General features: G+C 72.5%; 21 protein-coding genes, 1 tRNA gene and 1 other RNA gene. 12 read left to right on the top strand and 11 right to left on the bottom strand.

Annotated elements, in window-relative coordinates:
* Window positions 1-11 precede the first annotated feature (11 nt).
* Window positions 12-647 (top strand): uracil phosphoribosyltransferase, encoded by a 636-nt coding sequence (gene upp / locus ACF062_RS24100; RefSeq protein WP_223775558.1) that lies wholly within the window; start codon window positions 12-14, stop codon window positions 645-647.
* Window positions 648-656: 9 nt separating this feature from the next.
* Here upp and ACF062_RS24105 read toward each other — a convergent pair whose 3' ends face one another.
* The 3 genes from ACF062_RS24105 to ACF062_RS24115 all read right to left on the bottom strand — a co-directional run bounded on the left by ACF062_RS24105 (window position 657) and on the right by ACF062_RS24115 (window position 2,551).
* Window positions 657-1,322 (bottom strand): LytR C-terminal domain-containing protein, encoded by a 666-nt coding sequence (locus ACF062_RS24105; protein ID WP_392141068.1) that lies wholly within the window; start codon window positions 1,320-1,322, stop codon window positions 657-659.
* Window positions 1,323-1,456: 134 nt separating this feature from the next.
* Complete coding sequence (locus ACF062_RS24110; RefSeq protein WP_003999914.1) at window positions 1,457-1,753, bottom strand: type II toxin-antitoxin system VapB family antitoxin; 297 nt, start codon at window positions 1,751-1,753, stop codon at window positions 1,457-1,459.
* Between the two features lie 216 nt (window positions 1,754-1,969).
* Complete coding sequence (locus tag ACF062_RS24115; RefSeq protein WP_392141070.1) at window positions 1,970-2,551, bottom strand: HhH-GPD-type base excision DNA repair protein; 582 nt, start codon at window positions 2,549-2,551, stop codon at window positions 1,970-1,972.
* Between the two features lie 183 nt (window positions 2,552-2,734).
* Here ACF062_RS24115 and ACF062_RS24120 point away from each other — a divergent pair, with 183 nt between their 5' ends.
* Both ACF062_RS24120 and ACF062_RS24125 read left to right on the top strand, forming a co-directional pair.
* The gene (locus ACF062_RS24120; protein ID WP_392141072.1) at window positions 2,735-4,336 is read left to right on the top strand and encodes an ABC-F family ATP-binding cassette domain-containing protein; all 1,602 of its coding nucleotides are present in this window, start codon (window positions 2,735-2,737) and stop codon (window positions 4,334-4,336) included.
* Between the two features lie 91 nt (window positions 4,337-4,427).
* Window positions 4,428-5,051 carry a GNAT family N-acetyltransferase gene (locus ACF062_RS24125; RefSeq protein WP_392141073.1) on the top strand — a complete coding sequence of 208 codons (624 nt, stop codon included), beginning with the start codon at window positions 4,428-4,430 and terminating at the stop codon, window positions 5,049-5,051.
* On the opposite strand, the gene ACF062_RS24130 is transcribed toward ACF062_RS24125, so the two are convergent.
* The gene (locus ACF062_RS24130) at window positions 4,943-5,893 is read right to left on the bottom strand and encodes a LysR family transcriptional regulator (protein WP_392141074.1); all 951 of its coding nucleotides are present in this window, start codon (window positions 5,891-5,893) and stop codon (window positions 4,943-4,945) included. The two genes, ACF062_RS24125 and ACF062_RS24130, sit on opposite strands and share 109 nt — an antisense overlap.
* A 244-nt stretch (window positions 5,894-6,137) precedes the next feature.
* Between ACF062_RS24130 and ACF062_RS24135 the strand changes: the two genes are divergently transcribed.
* A complete protein-coding gene (locus tag ACF062_RS24135) occupies window positions 6,138-7,445 on the top strand; it encodes an MFS transporter (protein WP_392141076.1) in 1,308 nt (435 codons plus the stop codon).
* Between the two features lie 46 nt (window positions 7,446-7,491).
* Here ACF062_RS24135 and ACF062_RS24140 read toward each other — a convergent pair whose 3' ends face one another.
* The 4 genes from ACF062_RS24140 to ACF062_RS24155 all read right to left on the bottom strand — a co-directional run bounded on the left by ACF062_RS24140 (window position 7,492) and on the right by ACF062_RS24155 (window position 11,042).
* Entirely contained in the window at window positions 7,492-7,839 is a 348-nt protein-coding gene (locus tag ACF062_RS24140; protein ID WP_392141078.1) for a GNAT family N-acetyltransferase, read from the bottom strand.
* Window positions 7,836-8,600, bottom strand: a complete 765-nt coding sequence (locus ACF062_RS24145) for an ankyrin repeat domain-containing protein (RefSeq protein ID WP_392141080.1) — start codon at window positions 8,598-8,600, stop codon at window positions 7,836-7,838. The genes ACF062_RS24140 and ACF062_RS24145 overlap by 4 nt, the downstream gene beginning before the upstream one ends.
* 104 nt (window positions 8,601-8,704) lie before the next feature.
* Window positions 8,705-10,162, bottom strand: coding sequence for an FG-GAP-like repeat-containing protein (locus ACF062_RS24150; RefSeq protein ID WP_392141082.1), 1,458 nt, complete (start codon window positions 10,160-10,162; stop codon window positions 8,705-8,707).
* Between the two features lie 142 nt (window positions 10,163-10,304).
* Window positions 10,305-11,042 carry a GAF and ANTAR domain-containing protein gene (locus tag ACF062_RS24155; RefSeq protein WP_392141084.1) on the bottom strand — a complete coding sequence of 246 codons (738 nt, stop codon included), beginning with the start codon at window positions 11,040-11,042 and terminating at the stop codon, window positions 10,305-10,307.
* Between the two features lie 217 nt (window positions 11,043-11,259).
* On the opposite strand from ACF062_RS24155, the gene ACF062_RS24160 reads away from it, so the two are divergent.
* A complete protein-coding gene (locus ACF062_RS24160) occupies window positions 11,260-11,769 on the top strand; it encodes a DUF5949 family protein (protein WP_392141086.1) in 510 nt (169 codons plus the stop codon).
* A 343-nt stretch (window positions 11,770-12,112) separates the two neighbouring features.
* Here ACF062_RS24160 and ACF062_RS24165 read toward each other — a convergent pair whose 3' ends face one another.
* Window positions 12,113-12,400 (bottom strand): hypothetical protein, encoded by a 288-nt coding sequence (locus tag ACF062_RS24165; RefSeq protein ID WP_392141088.1) that lies wholly within the window; start codon window positions 12,398-12,400, stop codon window positions 12,113-12,115.
* Window positions 12,401-12,682: 282 nt separating this feature from the next.
* On the opposite strand from ACF062_RS24165, the gene ACF062_RS24170 reads away from it, so the two are divergent.
* Together ACF062_RS24170 and ACF062_RS24175 are read left to right on the top strand one after the other, a co-directional pair.
* The gene (locus ACF062_RS24170; protein ID WP_356576866.1) at window positions 12,683-12,964 is read left to right on the top strand and encodes a hypothetical protein; all 282 of its coding nucleotides are present in this window, start codon (window positions 12,683-12,685) and stop codon (window positions 12,962-12,964) included.
* Window positions 12,965-13,227: 263 nt separating this feature from the next.
* The gene (locus ACF062_RS24175) at window positions 13,228-13,509 is read left to right on the top strand and encodes a hypothetical protein (protein ID WP_356576868.1); all 282 of its coding nucleotides are present in this window, start codon (window positions 13,228-13,230) and stop codon (window positions 13,507-13,509) included.
* A gap of 167 nt (window positions 13,510-13,676) precedes the next feature.
* Here ACF062_RS24175 and ACF062_RS24180 read toward each other — a convergent pair whose 3' ends face one another.
* Together ACF062_RS24180 and ACF062_RS24185 are read right to left on the bottom strand one after the other, a co-directional pair.
* Window positions 13,677-13,892, bottom strand: a complete 216-nt coding sequence (locus ACF062_RS24180; RefSeq protein ID WP_223775546.1) for a hypothetical protein — start codon at window positions 13,890-13,892, stop codon at window positions 13,677-13,679.
* A 336-nt stretch (window positions 13,893-14,228) separates the two neighbouring features.
* Window positions 14,229-14,313: transfer RNA gene (locus ACF062_RS24185), tRNA-Ser, on the bottom strand.
* A 120-nt stretch (window positions 14,314-14,433) separates the two neighbouring features.
* Here ACF062_RS24185 and ffs point away from each other — a divergent pair.
* The 5 genes from ffs to ACF062_RS24210 all read left to right on the top strand — a co-directional run bounded on the left by ffs (window position 14,434) and on the right by ACF062_RS24210 (window position 23,046).
* An RNA gene (ffs, locus tag ACF062_RS24190) (signal recognition particle sRNA small type) lies at window positions 14,434-14,532 on the top strand.
* A 44-nt stretch (window positions 14,533-14,576) separates the two neighbouring features.
* A complete protein-coding gene (locus ACF062_RS24195; protein ID WP_392141090.1) occupies window positions 14,577-16,811 on the top strand; it encodes a DNA polymerase III subunit gamma and tau in 2,235 nt (744 codons plus the stop codon).
* A 635-nt stretch (window positions 16,812-17,446) separates the two neighbouring features.
* Window positions 17,447-18,700 carry a phosphoribosylamine--glycine ligase gene (purD, locus tag ACF062_RS24200; RefSeq protein ID WP_392141092.1) on the top strand — a complete coding sequence of 418 codons (1,254 nt, stop codon included), beginning with the start codon at window positions 17,447-17,449 and terminating at the stop codon, window positions 18,698-18,700.
* Window positions 18,701-19,018: 318 nt separating this feature from the next.
* A complete protein-coding gene (locus ACF062_RS24205) occupies window positions 19,019-21,388 on the top strand; it encodes a hypothetical protein (RefSeq protein WP_392141093.1) in 2,370 nt (789 codons plus the stop codon).
* Between the two features lie 170 nt (window positions 21,389-21,558).
* Window positions 21,559-23,046: a N,N-dimethylformamidase beta subunit family domain-containing protein gene (locus tag ACF062_RS24210; RefSeq protein WP_392141095.1), complete on the top strand. Its 1,488-nt coding sequence runs from the start codon at window positions 21,559-21,561 to the stop codon at window positions 23,044-23,046.
* Window positions 23,047-23,121 lie beyond the last annotated feature (75 nt).

The raw sequence follows: 23,121 nt of genomic DNA on the forward strand, positions 1-23,121 counted from the left end.
CTGTTGATGCCATGCGGATCCACGTCGTCGACCACCCGCTGGTGGCGCACAAACTCACCACGCTGCGCGACAAGCGCACCGACTCCCCGACCTTCCGGCGCCTCGCCGACGAGCTGGTCACCCTGCTCGCGTACGAGGCCACCCGGGACGTGCGCACCGAGCAGGTCGACATCGAGACCCCCGTGACGAGGACGACGGGCGTGAAGCTGTCGCACCCGCGTCCGCTGGTCGTGCCGATCCTGCGGGCGGGTCTCGGCATGCTCGACGGCATGGTGCGGCTGCTGCCGACCGCCGAGGTGGGCTTCCTCGGCATGATCCGCAACGAGGAGACCCTGGAGGCCTCCACGTACGCGACGCGCATGCCGGAGGACCTCTCCGGGCGCCAGGTGTACGTCCTCGACCCGATGCTCGCCACGGGCGGCACGCTCGTCGCGGCGATCCGGGAACTCATCAAGCGAGGCGCCGACGACGTGACCGCCGTGGTGCTGCTGGCCGCCCCCGAGGGCGTCGAGATCATGGAGCGCGAGCTCGCGGGCACGCCGGTGACGGTCGTGACGGCGTCGGTCGACGAGCGGCTCAACGAGCAGGGCTACATCGTGCCCGGCCTCGGCGACGCCGGAGACCGGATGTACGGCACGGCGGAGTAACCGCCGCGGTCAGCAGTTCTTCTCGCCGGACGGTGTGGACGTCGGCTCGGGCTTGGCGAGTGCCGCCAAGGCCTTGTCGGCGTCCTCCTTTTTGGCCAGGTCCTTGAACCGTGTGCCGAGGATCAGGTCGACCTCGCCGCCCGTGCGGCCGTCCGTCCTGTGCTCGGCGCCCGCGAGCTGCGTGCCGAGGACGGGGAGCGCGCTGTCGGCGGCCGTCTTCGCGCCGAGCAGTATCCCGGTGCCCTTGACCTTCTTGTCGTACTGCTTCGTCGCGTTGCCGACCTTGCCGATGGCGAAGCCGCGCTTCTTCAGCTCGTCCGCGGTGTTCTTGGCGAGGCCGCCGCGGGGGGTGGCGTTGAAGACGTTGACGGTGATCTGGGCGGGCCTGGGCAGGGGTCTGGCCTCGACGGCGGGCCTGGCCCCGCTCTTGGTCCCGGTCCCGGGGCCGCCGCGGTCGCAGTGCCGCGCGGACCGGCCCGCGGCCGACGCCTTGTCCGTGCCGGAGAAGACGTGGATGAGCTCCAGCGTGCCCCAGCCGATGAGGCCTATGGCCGCGGCGGAGGCGATGATCGCGAGCACGATCCTGCGGCGCCCGCCGGTGCGGCGCATTCGGGGATATCTGTCCCCCGTGATGCGGTATTTGCCGCCCATGCCGGGGGGAGTGAGCATGCTCATGGGCGCAGCGTAGTGCCGCGCGAAGGCGATGCCTACTAAATGATCATCTACCGGTGAGCAGTCCAACCCGAAAGGGTCAACGCGGGGTGGCGTACGGGGCGCGCCCGGTCCTCGCGGCCGTCCGGCCGCTCGCGTCAGTCCAGTTCGAGTACGCGGGCGTGGAGCACCTGGCGCTGCTGGAGCGCCGCGCGGACCGCGCGGTGCAGGCCGTCCTCCAGGTAGAGGTCGCCCTGCCACTTCACGACGTGCGCGAAGAGGTCGCCGTAGAAGGTCGAGTCCTCGGCGAGCAACGTCTCCAGGTCGAGCTGGCCCTTGGTCGTCACGAGCTGATCGAGGCGGACCGGGCGCGGCGCCACGTCCGCCCACTGCCGGGTGCTTTCCCGGCCGTGGTCGGGGTACGGCCGGCCGTTTCCGATGCGCTTGAAGATCACACGGAAAGCCTACCGGTCAAGACTCTCCGGGCGCAGCCATGGCGACGGAGTGTGCCCCTGGGAAATGACGCCTTAAAGCGGGGCAAAAGCGGGGCAAACCGGAAAGTGACGGGCCGGGAACAGGGGCCGAGGCGAGGGGGAGCGGGCCGAGGCCGTCCACGATGGGGAGCGGAAACCGCCCGAACGAGTCAGTGCGGGTGGCGGGGGTGACGGCGGTCAGGTGCGGGATTTGGCGGCGGCCTTGAGCTGTTGTTTGTGGGCGCGGACCCGGTGCAGGGATTCCGGGCCCGTGATGTCCGCGACCGAGCGGTACGCCTCCGCCGGACCGTAGTCGCCCGCCGCCTCCCGCCACCCCTTGGGCCGTACGCCCAGCTGCTTGCCGAGCAGGGCCAGGAAGATCTGCGCCTTCTGCTTGCCGAAGCCGGGCAGTTCGTTGAGGCGCCCGAGGAGTTCCTCCCCGGTGGCGGCGTCCTGCCACAGGGCGGTGGGGTCACCGTCGTAGTGGTCCACCAGGTACCGGCACAGCTGCTGGATCCGCTTGGCCATGGAGCCGGGGTAGCGATGGACCGCCGGCTTCGTGGAGAGCAGCGCGGCGAAGTCATCGGGGTCGTAATCGGCGATCTCGTGGGCGTCGAGGTCATCGGCGTTCATGCGCGTGGCGATCGTGTACGGGCCCGCGAACGCCCACTCCATCGGCACCTGCTGGTCCAGCAGCATCCCGACCAGCGCGGCCAGCGGACTGCGGCCGAGGAGTTCGTCGGCCTCCGGCTGCTGGGCGATGTGAAGGGTGACGTCCATGGGTCGATGATCTCTCGCCGACGGCCGCGTCGCCTCCCCACCAGAGCCTGCCGAAAAAACGCCGTGCGGCGGCGGTACGGCCGCCGCTAGCCTCGAAGGCATGTCTACGCCCCGCATCTCCTAGCCAGGACACCCGCTCTCGCGCCACCCGTGTGTCCATTCGCTATTGCGGAGCGTTACCCCATGATCACCGTACGAGGCATCGACGTACGCGTCGGCGCCCGGATCCTGCTGTCCGGCGCCTCCTTCCACATCGCCCCCGGCGACCGTGTCGGCCTGGTCGGCCGCAACGGCGCCGGCAAGACCACCCTCATGAAGATCCTGGCGGGGCAGGCGGCCCCCGCCGGCGGCACCGTCACCCGCACCGGCTCCGTCGGCCACCTCGCCCAGGACCCGGGCGCCGCCGACCCCGCCGTCACCGTCATCGACCGCATCCTCGCCGCCCGCGGCCTCGACGAGGCGGTCGCGGCCCTGCGTGCCGCCGAGGCCGCCATGGCGGACGCCGCGGACCCGGCCGCGCAGGAGCGGGCGATGACCGCCTACGCCCGCGCCGACGACCGTTTCCAGGCGCGCGGCGGTTACGCCGCGGAGGCGGAGGCCGCCCGGGTCGCCGCCGGGCTCGGGCTGCCCGAGCGGGCCCTGCAACGGGCCGTCGGTGAGCTGTCGGGCGGTCAGCGGCGTCGCGTGGAGCTGGCCAGGATTCTCTTCTCGCGGCACGACACGCTGCTCCTTGACGAGCCGACCAACCATCTCGACGCCGACTCGGTGGGCTGGCTGCGCGGGTACTTGTCCTCGTATCCCGGCGGTCTCGTGCTCATCAGCCACGACACCGGCCTCCTCGCCGACACCGTGAACCGCGTCTTCCACCTCGACCCGCGGCGGGCCGCCGTCGACGTGCACAACACCGGGTGGCACACCTACCTCGCGCAGCGCGCGGCCGACGAGCGGCGGCGCACCCGTGAGCGCGCCAACGCCGAGCGCAAGGCCGCCTCGCTGCGCGCCCAGGCCGACAAGATGCGCTCCCACGTCGCCACCGCCACCGCCGCGAAGAACATGGACCGGCGAGCCGAACGCATGCTCGCCGGCACGGAGCCGGTGCGGCGCGGCGAGAAGGTCGCGCGCATCCGGCTGCCCGAGCCGGCGCCGTGCGGCCGGATACCGCTCGGCGCGATCAGCCTCACCAAGTCGTACGGCTCCCAGCGCGTCCTCACGGGCATCGACCTGGCCGTCGACCGGGGCAGCCGCCTGGTCGTCCTCGGGCTCAACGGCGCGGGGAAGACCACGCTGCTGCGGCTCCTCGCCGGGCGGGAACGTCCGGACGCGGGGCGCGTCGTGGCGGGGCCCGGGCTGCGGCTCGGCTACTTCGCCCAGGAGCACGACACCCTGGAGGGCGCGAAGACCGTACGGCAGAACCTCGCGGGCGCGGCTCCGCAGCTGACCGACGGCGAGGTGCGGCGCGTCCTCGGGTCGTTCCTCTTCGGCGGCGACGACGCCGACAAGCCGGCGGCCGTCCTGTCCGGCGGCGAGAAGACGCGCCTCGCGCTGGCCGGGCTCGTCCACTCGGGCGCGAACGTCCTGCTCCTCGACGAGCCCACCAACAACCTCGACCCGGCGTCCAGGGACGAGGTCCTCGCCGCCGTGGGCACGTATCCGGGTGCGATCGTGATGGTCACGCACGACGAGGGCGCCATCGACGCGCTGCGCCCGGACCGCGTGCTGCTGCTCCCCGACGGCTCCGAGGACCTGTGGAGCCCCGACTACCGGGAGCTGGTCGGCCTGGCCTGAGGGCGCGCGGCGCGAGTGGTGTGCGGGCAGGCACGTGCCGAGTGGCGGGCACGGCGGGACCTCGTGCGTCCCGCCGTGCTTCCATGCTCCGATGAGACGAGACCATGTCGCCCCCGGCCTCCGAGTGCGGGAACGTGCCGGTGAGCGTGACCTGGAGGCGTGCGTCGGCGTGCTGGCCCAGGTCCACGAGTCCGACGGCTACCCCGTCAACTGGCCCTCGCGGCCCGGCGAGTGGCTGCTCGGAGCCGCCACGCTCGGTGCCTGGGTGGCCGAGCTCGACGGGCGCGTCGTCGGGCACGTGAGCCTGTCAAGGAGCGCGCCTGACGACGCGGCCCCCGGGCTGTGGAGCGAGCGGACGGGCGTGGGCGTCGAGGCGGCGGCCGTGCTCAGCCGCCTCTACGTGGCGCCGACCGCGCGCGGCCACGGCATCGGCGCGCTGCTGGCGCGGCGCGCCGTGCGGGAGGCGCGGACGCGCGCCCTGCATCCGGTCCTGGACGTGGTGTCCTCCGACACCGCGGCCATCACGCTGTACGAACGCATGGGCTGGGAGCTGCTGGCCGTCGTCGAGCGGGAGTGGGATCCGGGGCAGCGCGTGGCCCTGCGCTGCTACGCGGCGCCTTCCGGCGGCGCGGCGTCCGCCACCGGCCCGGCGGCGGCCTCCGTCGCGGAAGCCGCCGCCCGCAGCGCCTCCAGGAGCCCGCGCAGCGCGGGCTGAACCGGTGACCCGGCCCGTACCGCCGCCTGGATCGCCCTGACCGGCTCGGGGTTCCTGACCGCGCGTACGACCACGTCGGGACGGTGCCCGGCGGCCAGGCCGACCCCGGGCACCAGGCTGACGCCGAGACCGGCGGCGACGAAGCCCTGGGCCGTGGCGTAGTCGCCGCTCTCCACCACGAAGTCGGGGGTGAAACCCGCGGCCGCGCAGGCGTCGAGCACCGGGTCCAGGCACGGGCCCGGCGTCTCGCCCGCGACCCAGGGCTCCTCGGCGAGGTCGCTCAGGTCGAGCACCGGCCGCGCGGCGAGCCGGTGGCCACGCGGGAGCACGGCGCGGTAGTGGTCGTCCAACAGGTGCACGAACCGGATGCCGTCCACCGCCGCCCTGGCCCGCTCCCTGACCACCAGCGCCAGGTCGGCCCGCCGCGCCCTCACCTCCAGTACCGGGTCGTCCGGTTCGAAGAGCCGCAACTCCACCTGGACGCCGGGTTGTTCGCGGCGCAGCGCGGCGATCGCCGGTGCCACGATGGGCGCCCCGGCCGTGGTGAAGTACCGCATGGACACACGCCCCGTCCGCCCGGCCCGCAGCTCGGCGAGCGCGGACTCCGCCTCCGCGGCGTGGCGGCCGATGACCGTCGCGTATTCCGTGAGCAGGCGGCCCGCGTCCGTGGGCAGCACCCCGCGACCGGTCCGGTCGAGGAGTGTGATGCCCGCTTCCTTCTCCAGGGCCGCCATCTGCTGGCTCACGGCGGAAGGGGTGTAGCCGAGGTTCCGGGCAGCCGCGGTGACCGAGCCACTGGCTACCACCGCCCGCAGGATCTGCATCCGCCGCATGTCGAGCATGCTCCAAGTGTGCAGCAGACCTTAATTCTGTCTCCAGATCTTTTCGCTTGCCTTACGGCAGTTGGGCCGGGACCGTACGGAGCGGAACCGAAGCCAGAAGAAGAACGCTGGAGGCGAGCCATGCTCAGCGGACCCAGCGCATGCCACGCGGGCGCCGAGTCTGGGGGCTGTCCGCCGCCCAGGACGAGAAACGAGATGAAAAGCGAGACGAAAAACGAGACGAGAAGGACGAATGGAGCCTGGCGTGCGTAACCCCTCCGCATCCCCTTGGCGGACAGCCGACTTCCGGGTCCTGTTCAGCGCCACCGCGCTCAGCCAGCTCGGCACCAACATCGGATACGTGGCCGTCCCGATCGTCGCCGTCACCGCCCTGGACGCGCGCCCCGGCCAAGTCGGCGCCCTGGCGACCCTGAGCATGGCCGCGTTCCTGCTCATCGGGTTGCCCGCGGGTGCGTGGGTCGATCGGATGCGCCACCGCCGCGTACTGATCACGGCGGACCTCGTACGAGGGTCGCTGTACGCCACCGTGCCACTCGCCTGGTGGCTGGACCGCCTCACGCTCGGCCAGCTCTACGCGGTCGTGCTCCTGAACGGCTGTGCCACCGTCTTCTTCGACGTCGGTTCGCAGAGCGTCCTGCCCCAACTGGTGGGACGTGAGGGCCTGGTGCGAGCCAACGCGGCCATGGTGACCCTGATGGCGGCGGGCAATGTCGCCGGGCGGGGCGCGGGCGGCGGGCTCATGGCGCTGCTCACCGCGCCGGTCGCCCTGGTGTGCACCGCCGTCAGCTATCTGGCCTCGGCGGCACGGCTGACCGCCGTACGGGGCGGCGACGCCTCTCCGAAGCCCGTCCCGCGCGGTGCGCGCCCCCACCTCGGGGCGCAGATCGCCGAAGGGCTGCGGCACGTCCTCGGCAACAAGGAGCTGCGGGCCCTGGCCCTCACCGCCTCTCTCGGAAACCTCGGTTCGCAGATCGTCAACACCATGCTGCCGGTGCTCTTCGTCGGCGAGCTCGGCTTCTCGCCGGTGGTGTTGGGGCTGTTCTGGGCCGCGGGCGGTGTCGGACTGCTGCTCGGCGCGCGGTGCGCCCGGACCGTGGCTGCCCGCGTCGGCTACGGCCGCACGCTCGGCCTCGCAGGGCTGTGCCTGGCCCCCGCAGGGCTGCTCGTACCGCTCGTCGACCGCGGGCCCTGGCTGTACGTGGCGGGTGCCGGATGGCTGCTGGCCCTGTTCAAGACGGGGATGGACAACGTCCTCGGGGTGAGCTTGCGGCAGCGGATGACCTCCGACGCCCTTCTCGGCCGCATGAACGCCACGTTCCGCTTTCTGCTCAGTGGTGCCCTCGCTGTCGGCGCCGGGGTGTCCGGACTGGTCGGTGAGGTCGCGTCGGTGCGGGGCGCGCTGTGGACGGGGGGCGTGATCATGGCGATGGCGTTCCTGCCGGTCTTCTTCTCACCGGTACGTACGCGCCGTGAACTGCCCGGTCATGGTGTGCCGGTGGCGTCTGGCACGGAGCCGTCGGCGGAGCCCGGCCTACCGGCTTCGGGGCGGTAACGGTGACTGGCTCCAGTGCGGTGGCGGTGAACCGAGCGGCGGCGCCTCAGGCCCGGCGGGCGTGCGGATGCCCCTTCGAGGCGAAGGCCCAGTCCGTGCGGATCCCCGGCGCCCGCGAGGCCACCCCGCGGCCCCGCGCGTGCGGAGCCGTCCGGTATCCGGTCTCGGCGGTCCCGGGCGTGGGGACCGTCCTCTTGAGCGCGACGTCGGCCAGGAGTCGCTTCTCGCCGCCGCCGTCTCCCTCGTCCTCGGCCACCGTGAACCCGAGGTAGGTGCCGTCCGCCCGGCCCTGCCGCTGGGTCGCCGGCCGGCGACCGGCCTCCTCGCGCCACGGCCGCGGCGGCAGGGCGGGCACGGCCTCCGTGGCGGGGCCGCGCAGGACGGCCGGGGTCACAGCTCCGCTCCCGTCCTCGCGCCCTGTTCCCGCAGCCACGCGGCGACGTCGTCAGCGTCCTCGGCATCCGTCGCGACGGCGATGTCCAGGGGCGTCATGCCGTCGTGCCCGACCCGGTCGAGCGCGGCGCCCCACTCCAGGAGCAGCCGGGCGGTGGCCAGGTGCCCACCGTGGCAGGCACCCCAGAAAGCCCCGTCGAGGTCGTCGGCGCCAGGGGTACGTGACATGTCCGGTGTGTCCGCCGCGGCTCCCGTCAGGCGGGCCCGTATGCGGTCGAGCAGCCCGAGCGTCGCCTCGTCCCGCAGCGTCGTCCGCGCGCCGTGCTCCACCAGCCGCCGCGCCGCCCGCCACTGGCCGAACCCGCGCGCGTCGGCCAGCGGTGTGCCGCCCCCGATGACCCCGCCGTCCGCCTCGATGTCCGCACCCGCCGCGAGAAGGGCGTCGATCGCCGCGACGTCGTCGCTGGAGGCCGCCCAGTGCAGCGGCGTCTCGCGGTGGGCGCCGACGAAGCGGGCGTCGGGGTCGGCGCCTGCCGCGACGAGGACGCCGATGACCTCGGGCCCCGCGGGGAAGTGCCCCGGCCAGTCCGTGGCGATGTGCAGCAGGGAGCGCGTCCCTGCGGCCTCGCCCTCCTGTCTGATCCACGAGGCGGCGAGGCCCGGGTGCGCCCCGAGGAGCTCCTGGAGCGCGGGTACGTCACCGGAGCGGATCGCCGCGGTCACCGCGACGGCCCGCGGATCATCCGCGTCGAGAACTGCCATGCCGGGCCTCCTGATCGACTGCCGCGATTCTGCCAGCGGCCACTGACAACGGCGGGCGTCCTCCGGCGGATGGCTCGCGCCCGGACCACGCCCGCCGCCCGGTGTCAGCCCTGGAGCACGTCACCGAAGTACGACGTGCCCGCAGGCCCGCCGAGCCCCGGGCCGCTGACCGACTTCGAGCCGGTCGCCGAGACCCCGGCAGAGGTGCTCTTGAAGAGCCAGACGGCACCGGCGCCGTCGTTCTCCCCGTAGGCCCCCGCCACGAGCTCGGCCCGGCCGTTGCCGTCGGCGTCCGTGAGCTCGACCGAGGCGCCGAAGTGGTCCGAGGTCTCCGCCGTGCCGGGGACACCCGAGGTGTTCTGCGAGAACGCCTTCGAGCCCGTGCCGGTCAGGCCGCCCGCCGAGCCGCGCAGGACGACGACCGAGCCGGCCTTCTTCGCGGAGCCCAGCGTCTCGGTGGCCGCGCCGACCGCGATGTCGGCGTAACCGTCACCGTTGGTGTCCCCCGCCGCCAGGCTCCAGCCGAAGGAGTCACCCTTCTCCGCGGCGCCGGGCACGCCCGCCGTGTCCTGGGTGATGCGCATTGGGGTGCGGGTGCTCAGGCCGGTCGCGCTGCCGTAGGTGACGGTGACCGCGCCGCCGGGACCGCCGTTCGGCTCGTCCGCCGACTTCTCCATGAAGTTGCCGGTGACGATGTCGCCGAAGCCGTCCTTGTCGACGTCGGCGATCGTCGCGGCGTAACCGCCCGCCACCTTGCCGGCCGGCTTGGGCGTCGTACCGCCCCGGTAGAGGACGCTGCGCGTGCGGTAGCCGCCGGCGCTGGTCTGCTCCTGACCCATGACCAGCAGGTCGGTGGCCGCGTCGCCGTCGACGTCGCCGGTGACGATCCTGTCGGTGTTGATGCCGGTCGCGTCGGAGGTGTCGATGCCGGTGAGCGCCGCGGCCTTGCCGGTCCGGGAGATCGGGCCCCTGAAGATGTTCAGCCCCGGCGAGGCGTTGTTGGCGGCCGCCAGGTCGGTCGTGCCGTCGCCGTCGAAGTCACCGGTGGCCACCGCCCAGCCCAGCTCGCTGCGGTACTCGGGCAGGGGCGAGGAGATGTCGGTGCCCGTGCCGAGCCCGCTCGCGCCACCCCAGACCACGGTGAGCGCGCCGAAGTCGTCGGTGCTGCCGATGCGCTCGGCGTGCACGCCGACGATCAGGTCGGTGTAGCCGTCGTCGTCGAGGTCGCCGGTGGTGATCCGGTCGCCGAAGTAGTCGCCGGTCTCCGGGGTGCCGGGGATGCCGGCGGTGGCCTGGTCGATCAGGGTCCGCCTGGTGGTGTCGAGGCCGGCGGCGGTGCCGTAGACCACGGAGACCTGGCCCGCGCCGGACTTGCCCGCGACCTTGGCCAAAGGAGCGGAGATCGCGAGATCGCCGTAGCCGTCCCCGTTGAAGTCGGCGCGTATCCGGTCCGCCCCCGGGGCGGGCGCCGCACCGGCCGGAGCCGACCCCGCGGCCAGCAGCGATCCGGTCAGAGCGGCCGTGGCGGCTCCGGCCAAGGCCATACGGAACTTCTTGGGCATGCGTTTCTCCTGCGGCGGCATGCGGAACACCCGCGATTCGGGCATCCCATGGCGATGGGGCTGCCGAGCGCATGGCGCATCGGCGCACAGGAGACCTTCGATGCGGCGCGAGGGTTGTACGGGACTGGTGGGCGGCGCCCGCTCACGGCGAGGGCCAGGAGGGACCACCGGAGGGCGAGTCGTTGATCTCCCGGGCGATCTCCGGAAGGGGCCGCCCGGTGACGAAGGCGGAAGCCCGCAGGCGCGCGAGGGCTTCCTCGGGGGAGATGTCCAGGTGGGCGGCGAGCTTGTCGCTGGCCTGGTGGGTGGTGCCCCAGTGGGTGTCGATCTGGTCGGAGGGCTTCCACAGCGGCAGTTCGCCGTGCGCCAGCAGCCGCCAGAAGGAGGGCAGCATGACCCGGGAGACGGCCCGCGCGGCTGCTTCCGCCTGCCGGACCATCTCTCTGTCCGACGCGTCGTCCTCCAGGGAGACCGGCTCGTGGCGTATGAGTTCCACCGTCCCGAAGACCTTGTCGTCGAAGGCCAGGGGAAGGACGTGGACGGCTCCGACCTGCTCCAGCTCGTCCGTCATGACTGTTTCGAACAACGGCCAGCGCGTCAGCGGCCGCCGGAAATCCTCGACCAGGAGCGGCTTGCCGCTGATCGCGGCGGTCACGCAGGGCCCCTCGTCCGCCAGGAACTGGAGTTCCTCCAGGCGGAGCGACAGCGGATCCGTGGCGTGGAGCAGCTGGCGGTAAGGGGTCTCGGTCAGAAAGGCCAGGCTGGCACCGTCGGCGGGCAGCCCCTCGCAGAGCGCCCGGCACAGTCGCAGGGGCAGCTGCTCGGGCTCTTCCCGGGTGGCGGACAGCACCAGATCCACCACCGTGCATCCATGTGTCATAGCGGTTCAGCTCCCGCGCCCACCGGCGCTCATCTTTACGAAAGGGCCGTTCCTGAGTACCCCTCGCGCCCGAGGCGCACGCCTGCGGCCGGGGGACGGATCGCGGGGCCGGTTACCGGGCCCGTTACCCGGCCGGGGGAATCAGCCCGCCAGGTGTGGGCCGAACGGGTGTAAACGCACCCGAAGGACCAGGAAGGCGCCACTAGCATCCGCGGGCATGACCTCTTCCACCGCCGTAACGCCGGAAAAGCAGGGCTCCCTCCTGGGCACCCTCATCATCGTCCCGTGGGCCAACGAACCCGCACCCGGCTCCGAGGGCCCCGTGACGCCGTTCCTGCTGGTCTGTTCGCGCGGGGACGGCCGTGAGGGCCCCGAGGCGGGCACGAAGGCACTGCGGGCCGAGCTGGAGAAGGCCGGCCTCCCGGTCGGCGAGAACATGACGGACCTGACGCGCGAGACCCGCAGCTCGGTCTCGCTGCTGGTGGAGGCCGAACAGGCGGTGCTCACCCTGCCCTTCCTGCACGTCCAGTGCCCGGTCTCCCCGCAGTGGCAGAAGGCGGCCTACGAGAGCGGCTCGGCCTACATGATGTGCGCGCTGCGCCCATGGCCCGAAGCCGTACAGGGAAAGCCGGTCGGCGCGGAGCAGCTGCGGGCGTTCGTCTCGGACGAGCAGATGGTGCCGACCAGCGCCCGCTGCCTGGTGCCGGTCCGCAGGGTCCGTACCTGACGCCGAAGAGCGAGAACACGCTCTCCAAAATCACGCCCGCGAAAAACCACGCCCTCGGAGTTGTTTCTCCGGGGGCGTGCCGCTTAAGGTCTCCGGTTCTTTTGAGGTCTCTGGTTCTTTCGGTCCTTGCTTTGGGTACGCGGGTATGTGGCCGCACAGCTTTGCCCCGGGAAGCGACGGGTATCCGTCGCCTCCCGGGGCAATCGCTGCTCCGCCGTACAGGGATCCGTACCGGTTTCACCGGGCGGTGGTCACCCTCACAGTGCCGCTGACATACGCGTACCACCCGGTGAATTCCGGTGCTTCACCTCGCGGGGCGGAAGCCGGGACGTCGAGAAGAGCGTCAGTTCTGGACCTTGCCCAGGATCGGCAGCGCGGGGGCGGCCGACTCGTCCGAGTAGTGCGACTTCTGGCGGATCTCGTTGCACTGGAAGGCACGCGCCTGGTCCAGCACCTCAATGGTGAGGACGTCGATGTCCTGGACGGTCGGGCAGATGTCCCGAATGACCTGGATGCTCTGCGAGTAGTGGCCGTGCACTTCCTCGTCGGCCGAGGCCGGCGTGACCGCCATGCCGGTGGCCGCCAGGGTCAGCATCGTCCCCGCCAGCACCTTCTTGTTCTTCGAGTTCATATTTCTGAGCACTCCTTCCCGGATACATAGCACCCGGTCCGGGTGCCGACGCGGGACCCAACCACGGGGCGGTGTCAGAGGTTGCGCGCCCCGAGGCCCTTTCACCCAATTGCACGCTCACACTGTCCAAAAGTGTGATGACGCTATGTTCAATAGAAGTATGGATGCGGTAACCGGGTGATTATGGCCTTCCCGCAGAAACGTGATGGCGGTGCTCGCGGTTATGAGTGGTGCTGGCGCACTCACTGGGAGACGCCCACTAATGCTAGGAAGGTACACACCATGAGTGTGAAGAAGATTGTCGCCGGTTCCATGCTGACCCTGACCGCCACCGGTATGGCTGTTACCCCGGCCATGGCCGACGAGGAAGTCCACGGTCACTACTCGCAGAACATCGAGATCATCCGCGACATCTGCCCGACCATCCAGGACATCGACGTCCTCACCATCGAGGTGCTGGACGAGGCCCGCGCGTTCCAGTGCAACGAGATCCGTCAGGGCTCCAAGGTCCACGACAGCTCGTCCGCTCCCGCGCTGCCGCTCCTCGGCCAGGTGCTCAACTAAACAGCTTGGGCTCCGACGCGGCGCTCTTGTAATTCCCCTTTACCGAGGGAAATGGGCCCCGGGTTCGCGGACGACCGCGAACCCGGGGCCCATTGGGTATGCGGGCCGGTTGGACGGGCATATCGAGTGTCCGGTGCCTGCTACTGCAAAAGGGTGAACAAGTTTAGAGGGACGGAACCCCGGCTGCCGCGGGACAGTTAGTGAATCTGTCGGCGCCCACTGAAAGCGCCACAGCTACCCGGACGCAAGGAAGGCACATAACAATGAACGCCAAGAAGATTCTCGCCGGCTCGATGCTGACGCTGACGGCCACCGGCATGGCCGTCACCCCGGCCATGGCCGACGAGGAGGTTCACGGGCACTACTCGCAGAACATCGAGATCATCCGCGACGTCTGCCCGACGATCCAGGACATCGACGTCCTGACCATCGAGGTGCTGGACGAGGCCCGTGCCTTCCAGTGCAACGAGATCCGTCAGAAGTCGAAGGTCTACGACGACTCCTCGGCTCCCGCGCTGCCCATCCTTGGCGCCGTCATCGACTGACGCCGACGCAGTCCGGCGGTAGGCGAGGCCCTACTACGGACCCCGGGGCCGCTGTTCTTCAACAGCGGCCCCGGCGTTTGTTTTTGTGCTATTTAATTTTGCTGCCGGCTCTCCACGGTCGATGGATGCATCTCGTGGAGAGCCGATCAGTGTGGCGGCGACTCTACTCAGCGGTGGCCGTGGACTTCGCCGTGGTGGCCCGAGCCGCTGAAGATTCCGGTGCCGGACGAGGACTTGAGGACGTCGAAGTTCCCGCCACCCCACTCGGCACTGAAGCGGTGCTTACGGTCGTCACCGTCGCGGTCGTGAGCAGCGGCCGAGCTCGTACCGACTGCCATGGCGGCGGCAACAATGGCCGCGCAGGTAATAACCTTCTTGATCATTTCTGCCTTCGGGTCGAATTTCCGTGCCGCCCCATATGGGGAAGCATTTGTGGCGATTCTTTCCCGCGCTTCCCGGTTGTGCGGGGCCGGATACGCCGGGGCCACTCCTTCGGAAAGCGTCATTGCGCTATTTGGTCGCAGCAGGGGGGGATTTGTCCCGCCGGATGGTGTAACCGCCCACCGAGGCGTCCGGCTTGCGGCCGGCTCGTACCCGATGAGGCTCGCGCCGCACGACGGGCCGACCGGAGCGGCGTCCACGTCCGCAGAGCCCCCAGCGACGACGAAGGCCCCGACCGCTGAGCGGTCGGGGCCTTCGTCTGCCCTGACGGGCGAGTGCGGAGGATACGAGATTCGAACTCGTGAGGGGTTGCCCCCAACACGCTTTCCAAGCGTGCGCCCTAGGCCACTAGGCGAATCCTCCGCCGCAAACAATACAAGACGTTGGGCAGTGCTCGCGAACACGATCCCGTCGCCGGCTTCCCGGGCTCGGGAGGAGGCCTCCCGGCGTCGCTTCCGGCCCCCCGGATCCGCTAGGGTGGGGCTCAGCCCCTCACGTGGCGCTATCTGACTGAACTCCCCCAGGGCCGGAAGGCAGCAAGGGTAGGTCAGCTCTGGCGGGTGCGTGGGGGGCGCTTTGCGTTGGGGCGGTCCGGGTTGTCAGTGGTCGCCTATAACCTCGTATGCGTGTCGTCTCTCGCGTTGTACCGCCGTTATCGCCCGGAGTCGTTCGCCGAGGTCATCGGGCAGGAGCATGTGACCGACCCGCTGCAGCAGGCGCTGCGGAACAACCGGGTCAATCACGCGTACCTGTTCAGTGGCCCGCGCGGCTGCGGCAAGACGACGAGCGCGCGCATCCTGGCCCGCTGCCTCAACTGTGAGCAAGGTCCCACCCCCACGCCCTGCGGCGAGTGCCAGTCCTGCCGCGACCTGGCGCGGAACGGCCCGGGATCGATCGACGTCATCGAGATCGACGCCGCGTCGCACGGTGGTGTGGACGACGCCCGTGACCTGCGCGAGAAGGCCTTCTTCGGCCCCGCGAGCAGCCGGTACAAGATCTACATCATCGACGAGGCCCACATGGTCACCCCGGCGGGCTTCAACGCCCTGCTGAAGGTGGTCGAGGAGCCCCCGGAGCACCTCAAGTTCATCTTCGCGACGACCGAGCCCGAGAAGGTCATCGGCACGATCCGCTCGCGTACGCACCACTATCCGTTCCGCCTGGTGCCACCCGGCACGCTGCGGAGCTATCTCGCCGAGGTCTGCGCGCGCGAGGGCATGGCCGTCGAGGACGGCGTCCTTCCGCTGGTCGTGCGGGCCGGTGCCGGTTCCGTGCGTGACTCGATGTCCGTCATGGACCAGCTCCTGGCGAGCGCGGGCGAGGCGGGTGTGACGTATGCCATGGCGACGTCCCTGCTCGGGTACACGGACGGATCGCTGCTCGACTCCGTGGTCGAGGCCTTCGCCTCCGGGGACGGCGCCGCGGCCTTCGAGATCGTGGACCGCGTCATCGAGGGCGGGAACGACCCGCGACGCTTCGTCGCCGACCTCCTGGAGCGGCTGCGGGACCTGGTGATCCTCGCCGCCGTGCCGGACGCCGCCGAGAAGGGGCTCATCGACGCTCCCGCCGACGTCGTGGAGCGGATGCAGGCGCAGGCCGGCGTCTTCGGAGGCGCTGAGCTGAGCCGCGCCGCCGACATCGTCAACGAAGGCCTCACCGAGATGCGCGGCGCCACCTCGCCCCGCCTCCAGCTGGAGCTGATCTGCGCCCGCGTGCTGCTCCCCGCGGCGTACGACGACGAGCGCTCCGTCATGGCCCGCCTCGACCGCCTGGAGCGCGGCGGGAACTTCGTGGCGGGCGGTCAGGGGCCCGGCCCGGCGATGGCGTACGTCCCCGGGCCCGAGGCGCACGCGGGCATGCAGCAGCCGCCCGCGGTGGCGCCGCAAGGACCTCCGGTTCCTCCGGGAGGCGGTCCCGCCGCCGCGCGCGCGGCCGTACGAGGGCAGGGGGCTCCGCAGGGCGCCCAGGCCCCGGAAGCGGCCGCACCGCCTCCACCGCCCGCCCCGGCGGCTCCGGCCGCGCCTCCCGCCGCCCCGCCTGCGCCTCCCGCCGCTCCTGCGGGTGAGCGGCGGCCCGGCGGCTGGCCGACGGCCTCGGCTCCGGGCAGCGGTCCCGCGTCCCCGCCCGCCGCTGCCGCGCCCGCTCCGGAATCCGCGCCCCGGCCGGGCGGCTGGCCCACCGCGGCGGCCACGGGCAGCGGAGCCCCGGCTGCCGCCCCGCAGGCCCCTGCCCCGGCGGCTCCCCAGGCCCACGCTCAGCCCCAGGCCCCCGCCCCCATGGCCCCCCAGGCGGCCCCCGCGGGCGGCCCGGACCCGCGCAGCCTGTGGCCGAACATCCTGGAGGCGGTGAAGAACCGCCGCCGCTTCACCTGGATCCTGCTCAGCCAGAACGCCCAGGTGGCGGGCTTCGACGGCACGACGCTCCAGATCGGCTTCGTCAACGCCGGGGCGCGGGACAACTTCGCCAGCAGCGGCAGCGAGGACGTGCTGCGGCAGGCCCTGTCCGAGCAGTTCGGCGTGCAGTGGAAGGTCGAGGCGATCGTCGACCCCTCGGGCGGCTCCGCGCCTCCACCGGCCGCGGGCAACTTCGGCGGCAGTGTCCCCGCGGCGCCCCGCCCGGCGGCCCCGCAGCACCAGCCCGCCCCGCCCCCGGCGGCGACCCCGGCCCGGCAGGCCCCGCCCGCCCCGGCCCCGGAGCCGACACCACCGCCCCGCTCCGCCCCCGCCCCGGAACACGTCTCCCCCGAGGACGACATCCCCGAGGACGACGACCCGGACCTGGTCGAATCCGCCCTCTCCGGCCACGACCTGATCGTCCGGGAGCTGGGCGCGACGGTGGTCGACGAATACCCGAACGAATAACCCGGCCGTCTTCCGCCGCCCCGCCGGGCCCACGGGCCGTCTCCCACAGGCCTCGTGGGCTGTCTCCCACCGGCCCCTCGGCCGTCTTCCACCGGGCCTTGCCCCGCATGCCTGCCCGGGCCGTCTCCCGCAGGCCCCTCGGCCGTCTTCAGCAGGGGCCCCGGTAACTGGCCGGACTCCGGGATTTGACCGGACCCGGGGACCTGTCGGACCCCGGGACCTGGCCGGACTTCCGGGCACTGGCCGGACCGCCGGGCACTGGCCGGACCGCCGGGACGTGGTCGGGCCCCGGGAGCGGGCCGGGAGCGGGCCGGGACCCGGGAAGTAGGTAGCCCCCCGGGATCTGGCCGAACCTCCAGCCCCTGGTCGGGCCCTCGGGAACGGGCCGGGCCCTCGGGAACGGGCCGAGCCCCGGGGAACGGGTCGGCGCCCGGGAACGGGCCGGACGCCAGGGATCTGGTCGGGCCCCGCGATCTGGGTCGGGTCCCGCGATCTGGTCGGGCCCCGGCGAACTCGGCGGAGCCCCCAGGCGCTGGCCGCCCCCCCCAGAAACTGGACGAACATACAAGAGCCGCAGGACCCGTACTCGGCAGCCCGTACAAAGCCCTGCCACCCCGCGGGCTAGGCTGACCACCGTGAAGGTCCTCGTCATCGGCAGTGGTGCCCGCGAACACGCCCTGTGCCGCTCTCTGTCCCTCGACCCCGACGTCTCCGAGCTGCACTGCGCCCCCGGCAACGCCGGTACCGCGGAAGTGGCCGAGACCCACCAGGTCGACGCCCTCGACGGCGCCGCCGTGGCCGCCCTGGCGACCGAGCTCGGCGCCGGGCTGGTCGTCGTGGGCCCGGAGGCCCCGCTCGTCGCCGGCGTCGCCGACGCCGTGCGCGCCGCCGGTATCCCCTGCTTCGGCCCGTCCAAGGAAGCCGCCCGGCTCGAAGGCTCCAAGGCGTTCGCCAAGGATGTGATGGCGGGCGCGAGCGTGCCGACCGCCCGGTCCTACGTCTGCACCACCGCCGAGGAGGTCGACGAGGCCCTCGACGCCTTCGGAGCGCCGTACGTCGTCAAGGACGACGGGCTCGCCGCCGGCAAGGGCGTCGTCGTCACCGACGACATCGAGGCGGCCCGCGCACACGCCCTCGCCTGCGAACGCGTGGTCATCGAGGAGTTCCTCGACGGACCGGAGGTCTCGCTCTTCGCGGTCACCGACGGCGAGACCGTCGTGCCGCTGCAGCCCGCCCAGGACTTCAAGCGGGCGCTGGACGGGGACCAGGGGCCGAACACCGGGGGCATGGGCGCGTACTCGCCCCTCCCGTGGGCCGACCCCGAGCTGGTCGACGACGTCATGCAGAGCGTGCTCCAGCCGACCGTCGACGAGCTGCGCCGCCGCGGCACCCCGTTCGCCGGACTGCTCTACGCGGGTCTCGCGATCACCAGCCGGGGCGTACGCGTGATCGAGTTCAACGCCCGCTTCGGCGACCCCGAGACCCAGGTGGTCCTGGCCCGTCTGAAGACCCCGCTCGCCGGGCTCCTGATGGCCGCGGCGACCGGCAACCTCGCCGACCTGCCCCCGCTGCGCTGGAGCGACGACTCCGCGGTGACCGTGGTCGTCGCCTCGCACAACTACCCCGGCACGCCTCGCACGGGTGACCCCATCGAGGGGCTCGACGAGGTAGCGGCACAGGATGCGCCCCATGCGTACGTCCTGCACGCCGGGACCCGGCGTGACGGCGACGCCGTCGTCAGCGCGGGCGGCCGCGTGCTGTCCGTGACGGCGACCGGCGACGGCCTCACGGAGGCGCGTGAACGCGCGTACACCGCGCTGTCCCGCATCCGCCTCGACGGCTCGCAGCACCGTACGGACATCGCGGCGAAGGCGGCCGCGGAAGCGTGAGCCACCTCGCTGCCGCGTGACCTTCAGCCGGCCAAAGGCCCCGGATCCGACACTGGATCCGGGGCCTTTTGCGGTCTCCACCTTTAGCCAAAGCCATTCCATCGAGTGACCGCTGACCCATCCGGCTGACGGCAACCGGTACCCCAACTAGGGTGCGGCGCAAGCGTTCAAGGTGCCCAGAGCCAAACAGACCACCGGCATTGCGATGTCAGTGGCGGGTGCCACAGTGGGGGAGTGAGCAAGACCAACGCCATTGATGTGTGCCGTCGGCCCCGGCCGGCGGCCGAGCGGTAGGGCAACCAGGGGGTGCCATCGGTCGTGACAGGTACGGGTGTGGAGGTCGGCGCGCAGGCCGCGCGCTCCCGGGCCCTCGCCGTGCTGCGTCTGCGCAGCCGGGCGCTGGCCGTGGCCCTGTTGCCCGCGGCCGCCGCCGTCGTGCTGCTCGCGGGCGGGGCCACGGGCCATATCAGCGGCGGGAGTTGGGATGTCGTGCGCTGGGTGGTGACGGCGCTCGCCCTGCTCGTGCTGCTCGCCGCGGCGGGCGTCGCGCTGGTCGTCGCCCGGGCTAGGCCCGCGCTGAGCCCCACGGTCCCGATCGCCGAGGAGTCCGCGCCCGACCTGTACCGCCTGGTCCGAGACCTCGCCGACCGCCTGGACGTGCCCGCGCCCTCGGCGATAGCGCTCACCCCCGACTGCGACAGCTGGCTGGAGGACCGCACCCATCCGGCGCACGGCCCACCCGCGCGGGACCGCGACGCCTCCGCCGCGCGCGGCGAGGTCTCCGGCGGTGCGCCCGATGTCCGTGTCGCTCCTGAGCGCCGGCCCTCCGCCGCCCCCGTGCTCGTGATCGGCTCCCCCTTCCTGTGGTGGATGCGGGTCGGCGAGCTGCGCGCGGTGCTCGCCCCCGTCGTGGCGGGCACGGGGCCCTCCGCGCATCCCGACATAGCTGCCGCCCGGCGTTTCGTGCGCGGGCTCGACGCGGCGGTGGCGGTCGCCTCGGCCCCGGGCCGCGGCCCTCTGGTCCGTACGGTGCTCGCCGGTGTCGGCTGGGTCGCCCGGCTGCTTCTGCGCAACTGCCGGGTGCATGCCGCCGAGATGGAGCGCGGGGTCGCCGCGGCCGCCGCCGAGCGCGCCCAGACCGTGGACTACGGCGTGCGGATCGTCGCCCAGGAGCAGGTCGGCCTCGCGTACGCGGGCTGGGACCGGCTGCTCACCCGGGTCGCGCTGCCTGCCTGGCGGATGGGCCGCTGGCCCTCCCGGCTGGACGCGGGAGTGGTCTCCGCGCTCACCGAGCTGTCCCGCAGGGACCGCCTGGCGGAGGGTTTCGCCTCCCGCTTGGGCGAGCGACCCGCCTGTGACCTGCTGGAAGAGCCGGGTTCGGTGGACGAGGCGGCATCGCTGCTCGCCGCCCGCCTCTTCCACGGTGGCCCCGCGGAGACGGGGCCCGGCTGGGCGCCGGTGGCGTGGCAGGAGTATCCGGAGGAGGTCGTGGACCGCAAATGGCGCATGGACGCCGCCCGCCTGCACCGCGTCCTGGACTCCCTGGACGTGGACCACCGCGCGGACCCCGCGGCCCAGGGTCCCGAGGGCCCGACGCTCGCCCGCATCCTGGACCACCTGACCTCCGCGGCGGCGAAGAACGGCACCTCTGCGGCACCGGAGGCTGACGGCTTCGACCTCCGGGCCGGCGGCGAGGCCGACGAGACCCGCGAGGCGGGCACCGGCCGCGAGTCCGGCACCGGCGCCGCCCGCGATGCCGACGTGAACACGCCCACCACTCGGTCAGGCCCTGCTTCCGGCGCCGATGACGCCGACGACAACCGTGGTGCCGCCGACGCCCGCGATGCCGACCCGAACGCCCCCACCACCCGGTCAGGCTCCGCTTCCGGCGCCGATGAGACCGGCGGCGCCCGCAGTGCCGACCCCCACGCTCCTATCACCCGATCAGGCTCCGCTTCCGGCACCGACGCCGCCCGCGAGCCGGGCGCCGCCCGCGACACCGGCGGCGCCCGCGATGCCGACCCGAACGCCCCCACCACCCGGCCAGGCCCCGCTTCCGACGCCGACCTCGATGCCGCCCCCCATGGCAGCCACGACGGCCACGACGGCCACCACCGCGCTGACAGCCTCGACGGCCCCGGCGGTGCTCCCACCCCCATAACCGCCCCCGCCCCCACCACGCATCCCACGCTCACCCCCGACCCCGACCCCGACCCCACCCCCGACAACCCCGACACCCCCAACGATCCCTACGCCCCCAACGACCCCGACACCCCCAGCCCCCGCGACGAAACCCCCACCGGCATCCTCGCCGCCGGCCTCAGCGCCGAGCTGGCCCGTGAGGAGGCCGCGGCCCCGCCGCACCCCGCACCCGCCGGGCAGGGCCCGGACGAGGCGCTCTGGGACGACGGCGCGCTGCCACTGTTCCCGCTCCAGCCGCCCCGCACGGGCCGCGAGCTGCTGGCCGACCACGTCACGGCGATGGTCTGCTGCGCCGCCGTGGACACGGCGGGCGCCGCTCCCGGCCTCGACTGGCTCGACGGCCCCGCCCTGCTGGTCGACGGGGAGCGCGCGGCGGACCTCGCGCCCCGCGTCCTGCGCCTCGTCGAGCACGGAGACCCGTTCCCCCTGCGGGAGTGGCTCGCGCGTCTCGGTGTCCGTCAGGAGAAACCGGTCCGCCTCGTCTGACCCCGCCGTCACGCCCGCTTCGCACCGCGATCCGGAAGCTCCCCTTCCGTTCCCGTCAATTAGCGACGAACGGTGACGGAGTGCGTGCGTAATGTGATGTGCTGGGTTCCATCGCCGGACGTACACATCCACCGGCGCCGCAGGCTCGGGGGAGCGAGGGAGGGGAAGACATGGGGCAGGAGCCGATCCGCCGCTGGGAATCGGGCGCGCTGGCGCACGCCGTGTCGGACCCCTTCGGTCAGGGCCCGCTGCCCTGGCTGCGAGGATCCGAGCACTACTTCGACGACACGGGCCAGGTCGTGCCCTGGTACGTCGACCACGCCCCGGCCCCCGGGGCGAACATCCCGGCGCCCCGCACCGGCGGCCCACTGACCGCCGACGACGTGAGCTGCCAGATCAAGGGCTTCACCTCCACCGGCGCCGCCGCCCCGGGCGAGGCGATCGACTTCCACGTCACGGTGGACCCGCCCCAGCAGTTCAGCGTCGACATCTACCGCATCGGGCATTACGGCGGCGACGGCGCCAGCAAGATCACGACGAGCCCGCGCCTGTCCGGCATCGTCCAGCCGCGGCCGCTCACCGCGGACCGCACGGTCTCCTGCCACCACTGGTGGCTCTCCTGGCGCCTCCAGATCCCGAGCTACTGGAACATCGGGGCGTACGTGGCGGTGCTCACCACCGCCGACGGCTACCGCTCGCACGTGCCCTTCACGGTCCGCGACAGCCACCCCGCCGACCTTCTGCTCCTCCTGCCGGACGTGACCTGGCAGGCGTACAACCTCTATCCGGAGGACGGCCGCACCGGCGCCAGCCTCTATCACGCGTGGGACGAGGAGGGCCGCCTGCTCGGCGAGAGCGAGGCGGCCGTCACGGTCTCCTTCGACCGGCCGTACGCGGGCGCGGGCCTGCCCCTGCACGTGGGCCACGCCTACGACTTCATCCGCTGGGCCGAGCGGTACGGCTACGACCTCGCGTACGCCGACGCCCGCGACCTGCACGCGGGCCGCATCGACCCGACCCGGTACCGGGGCCTGGTCTTCCCCGGCCACGACGAGTACTGGTCACCGGCGATGCGCCGCACCACGGAGCTGGCCCGCGACGGCGGCACCTCCCTGGTCTTCCTCTCGGCCAACACCATGTACTGGCAGGTGGAGTTGGGCCCCTCCCCGTCCGGCGTCCCGGACCGCCTGCTGACCTGCCGCAAGCGCCGCGGCCCCGGCAAGTCGGCCCTCTGGCGCGAGCGGGACGGCGACAACACGGCCGAACAGCAACTGCTCGGCATCCAGTACGCGGGCCGCGTCCCCGAACCGCACCCCCTGGTCGTCCGCAACGCCGACCACTGGCTGTGGGAGGCGACCGGGGCGCACGAGGGCGACGAGATCGAGGGCCTGGTCGCGGGCGAGGCCGACCGCTACTTCCCGCGTACGGCGCTCCCCGAGCACCAGGACCGCATCCTGCTCGCCCACTCGCCGTACGCGGACGCGGAGGGCGTCACGCGCCACCAGGAGACCTCGCTCTACCGCGCGCCCTCGGGCGCCCTCGTCTTCGCGTCCGGCACCTTCGCCTGGTCCCCGGCGCTCGACCGCCCGGGCCATGTGGACACCCGCGTGCAGCGCGCCACGGCCAATCTCCTGGACCGCATCTGCAAGCGGGACTGATCATTGGTCCGGGCCGGCGCAAGGCCCGGAGCGATCCTTCCGCCGGGCCGACGCGAGGCCAGGACCGACCCCTGG

Source organism: Streptomyces sp. NPDC015345 (assembly GCF_043078805.1).
In the GTDB taxonomy this organism is placed as follows: Bacteria; Actinomycetota; Actinomycetes; order Streptomycetales; family Streptomycetaceae; genus Streptomyces.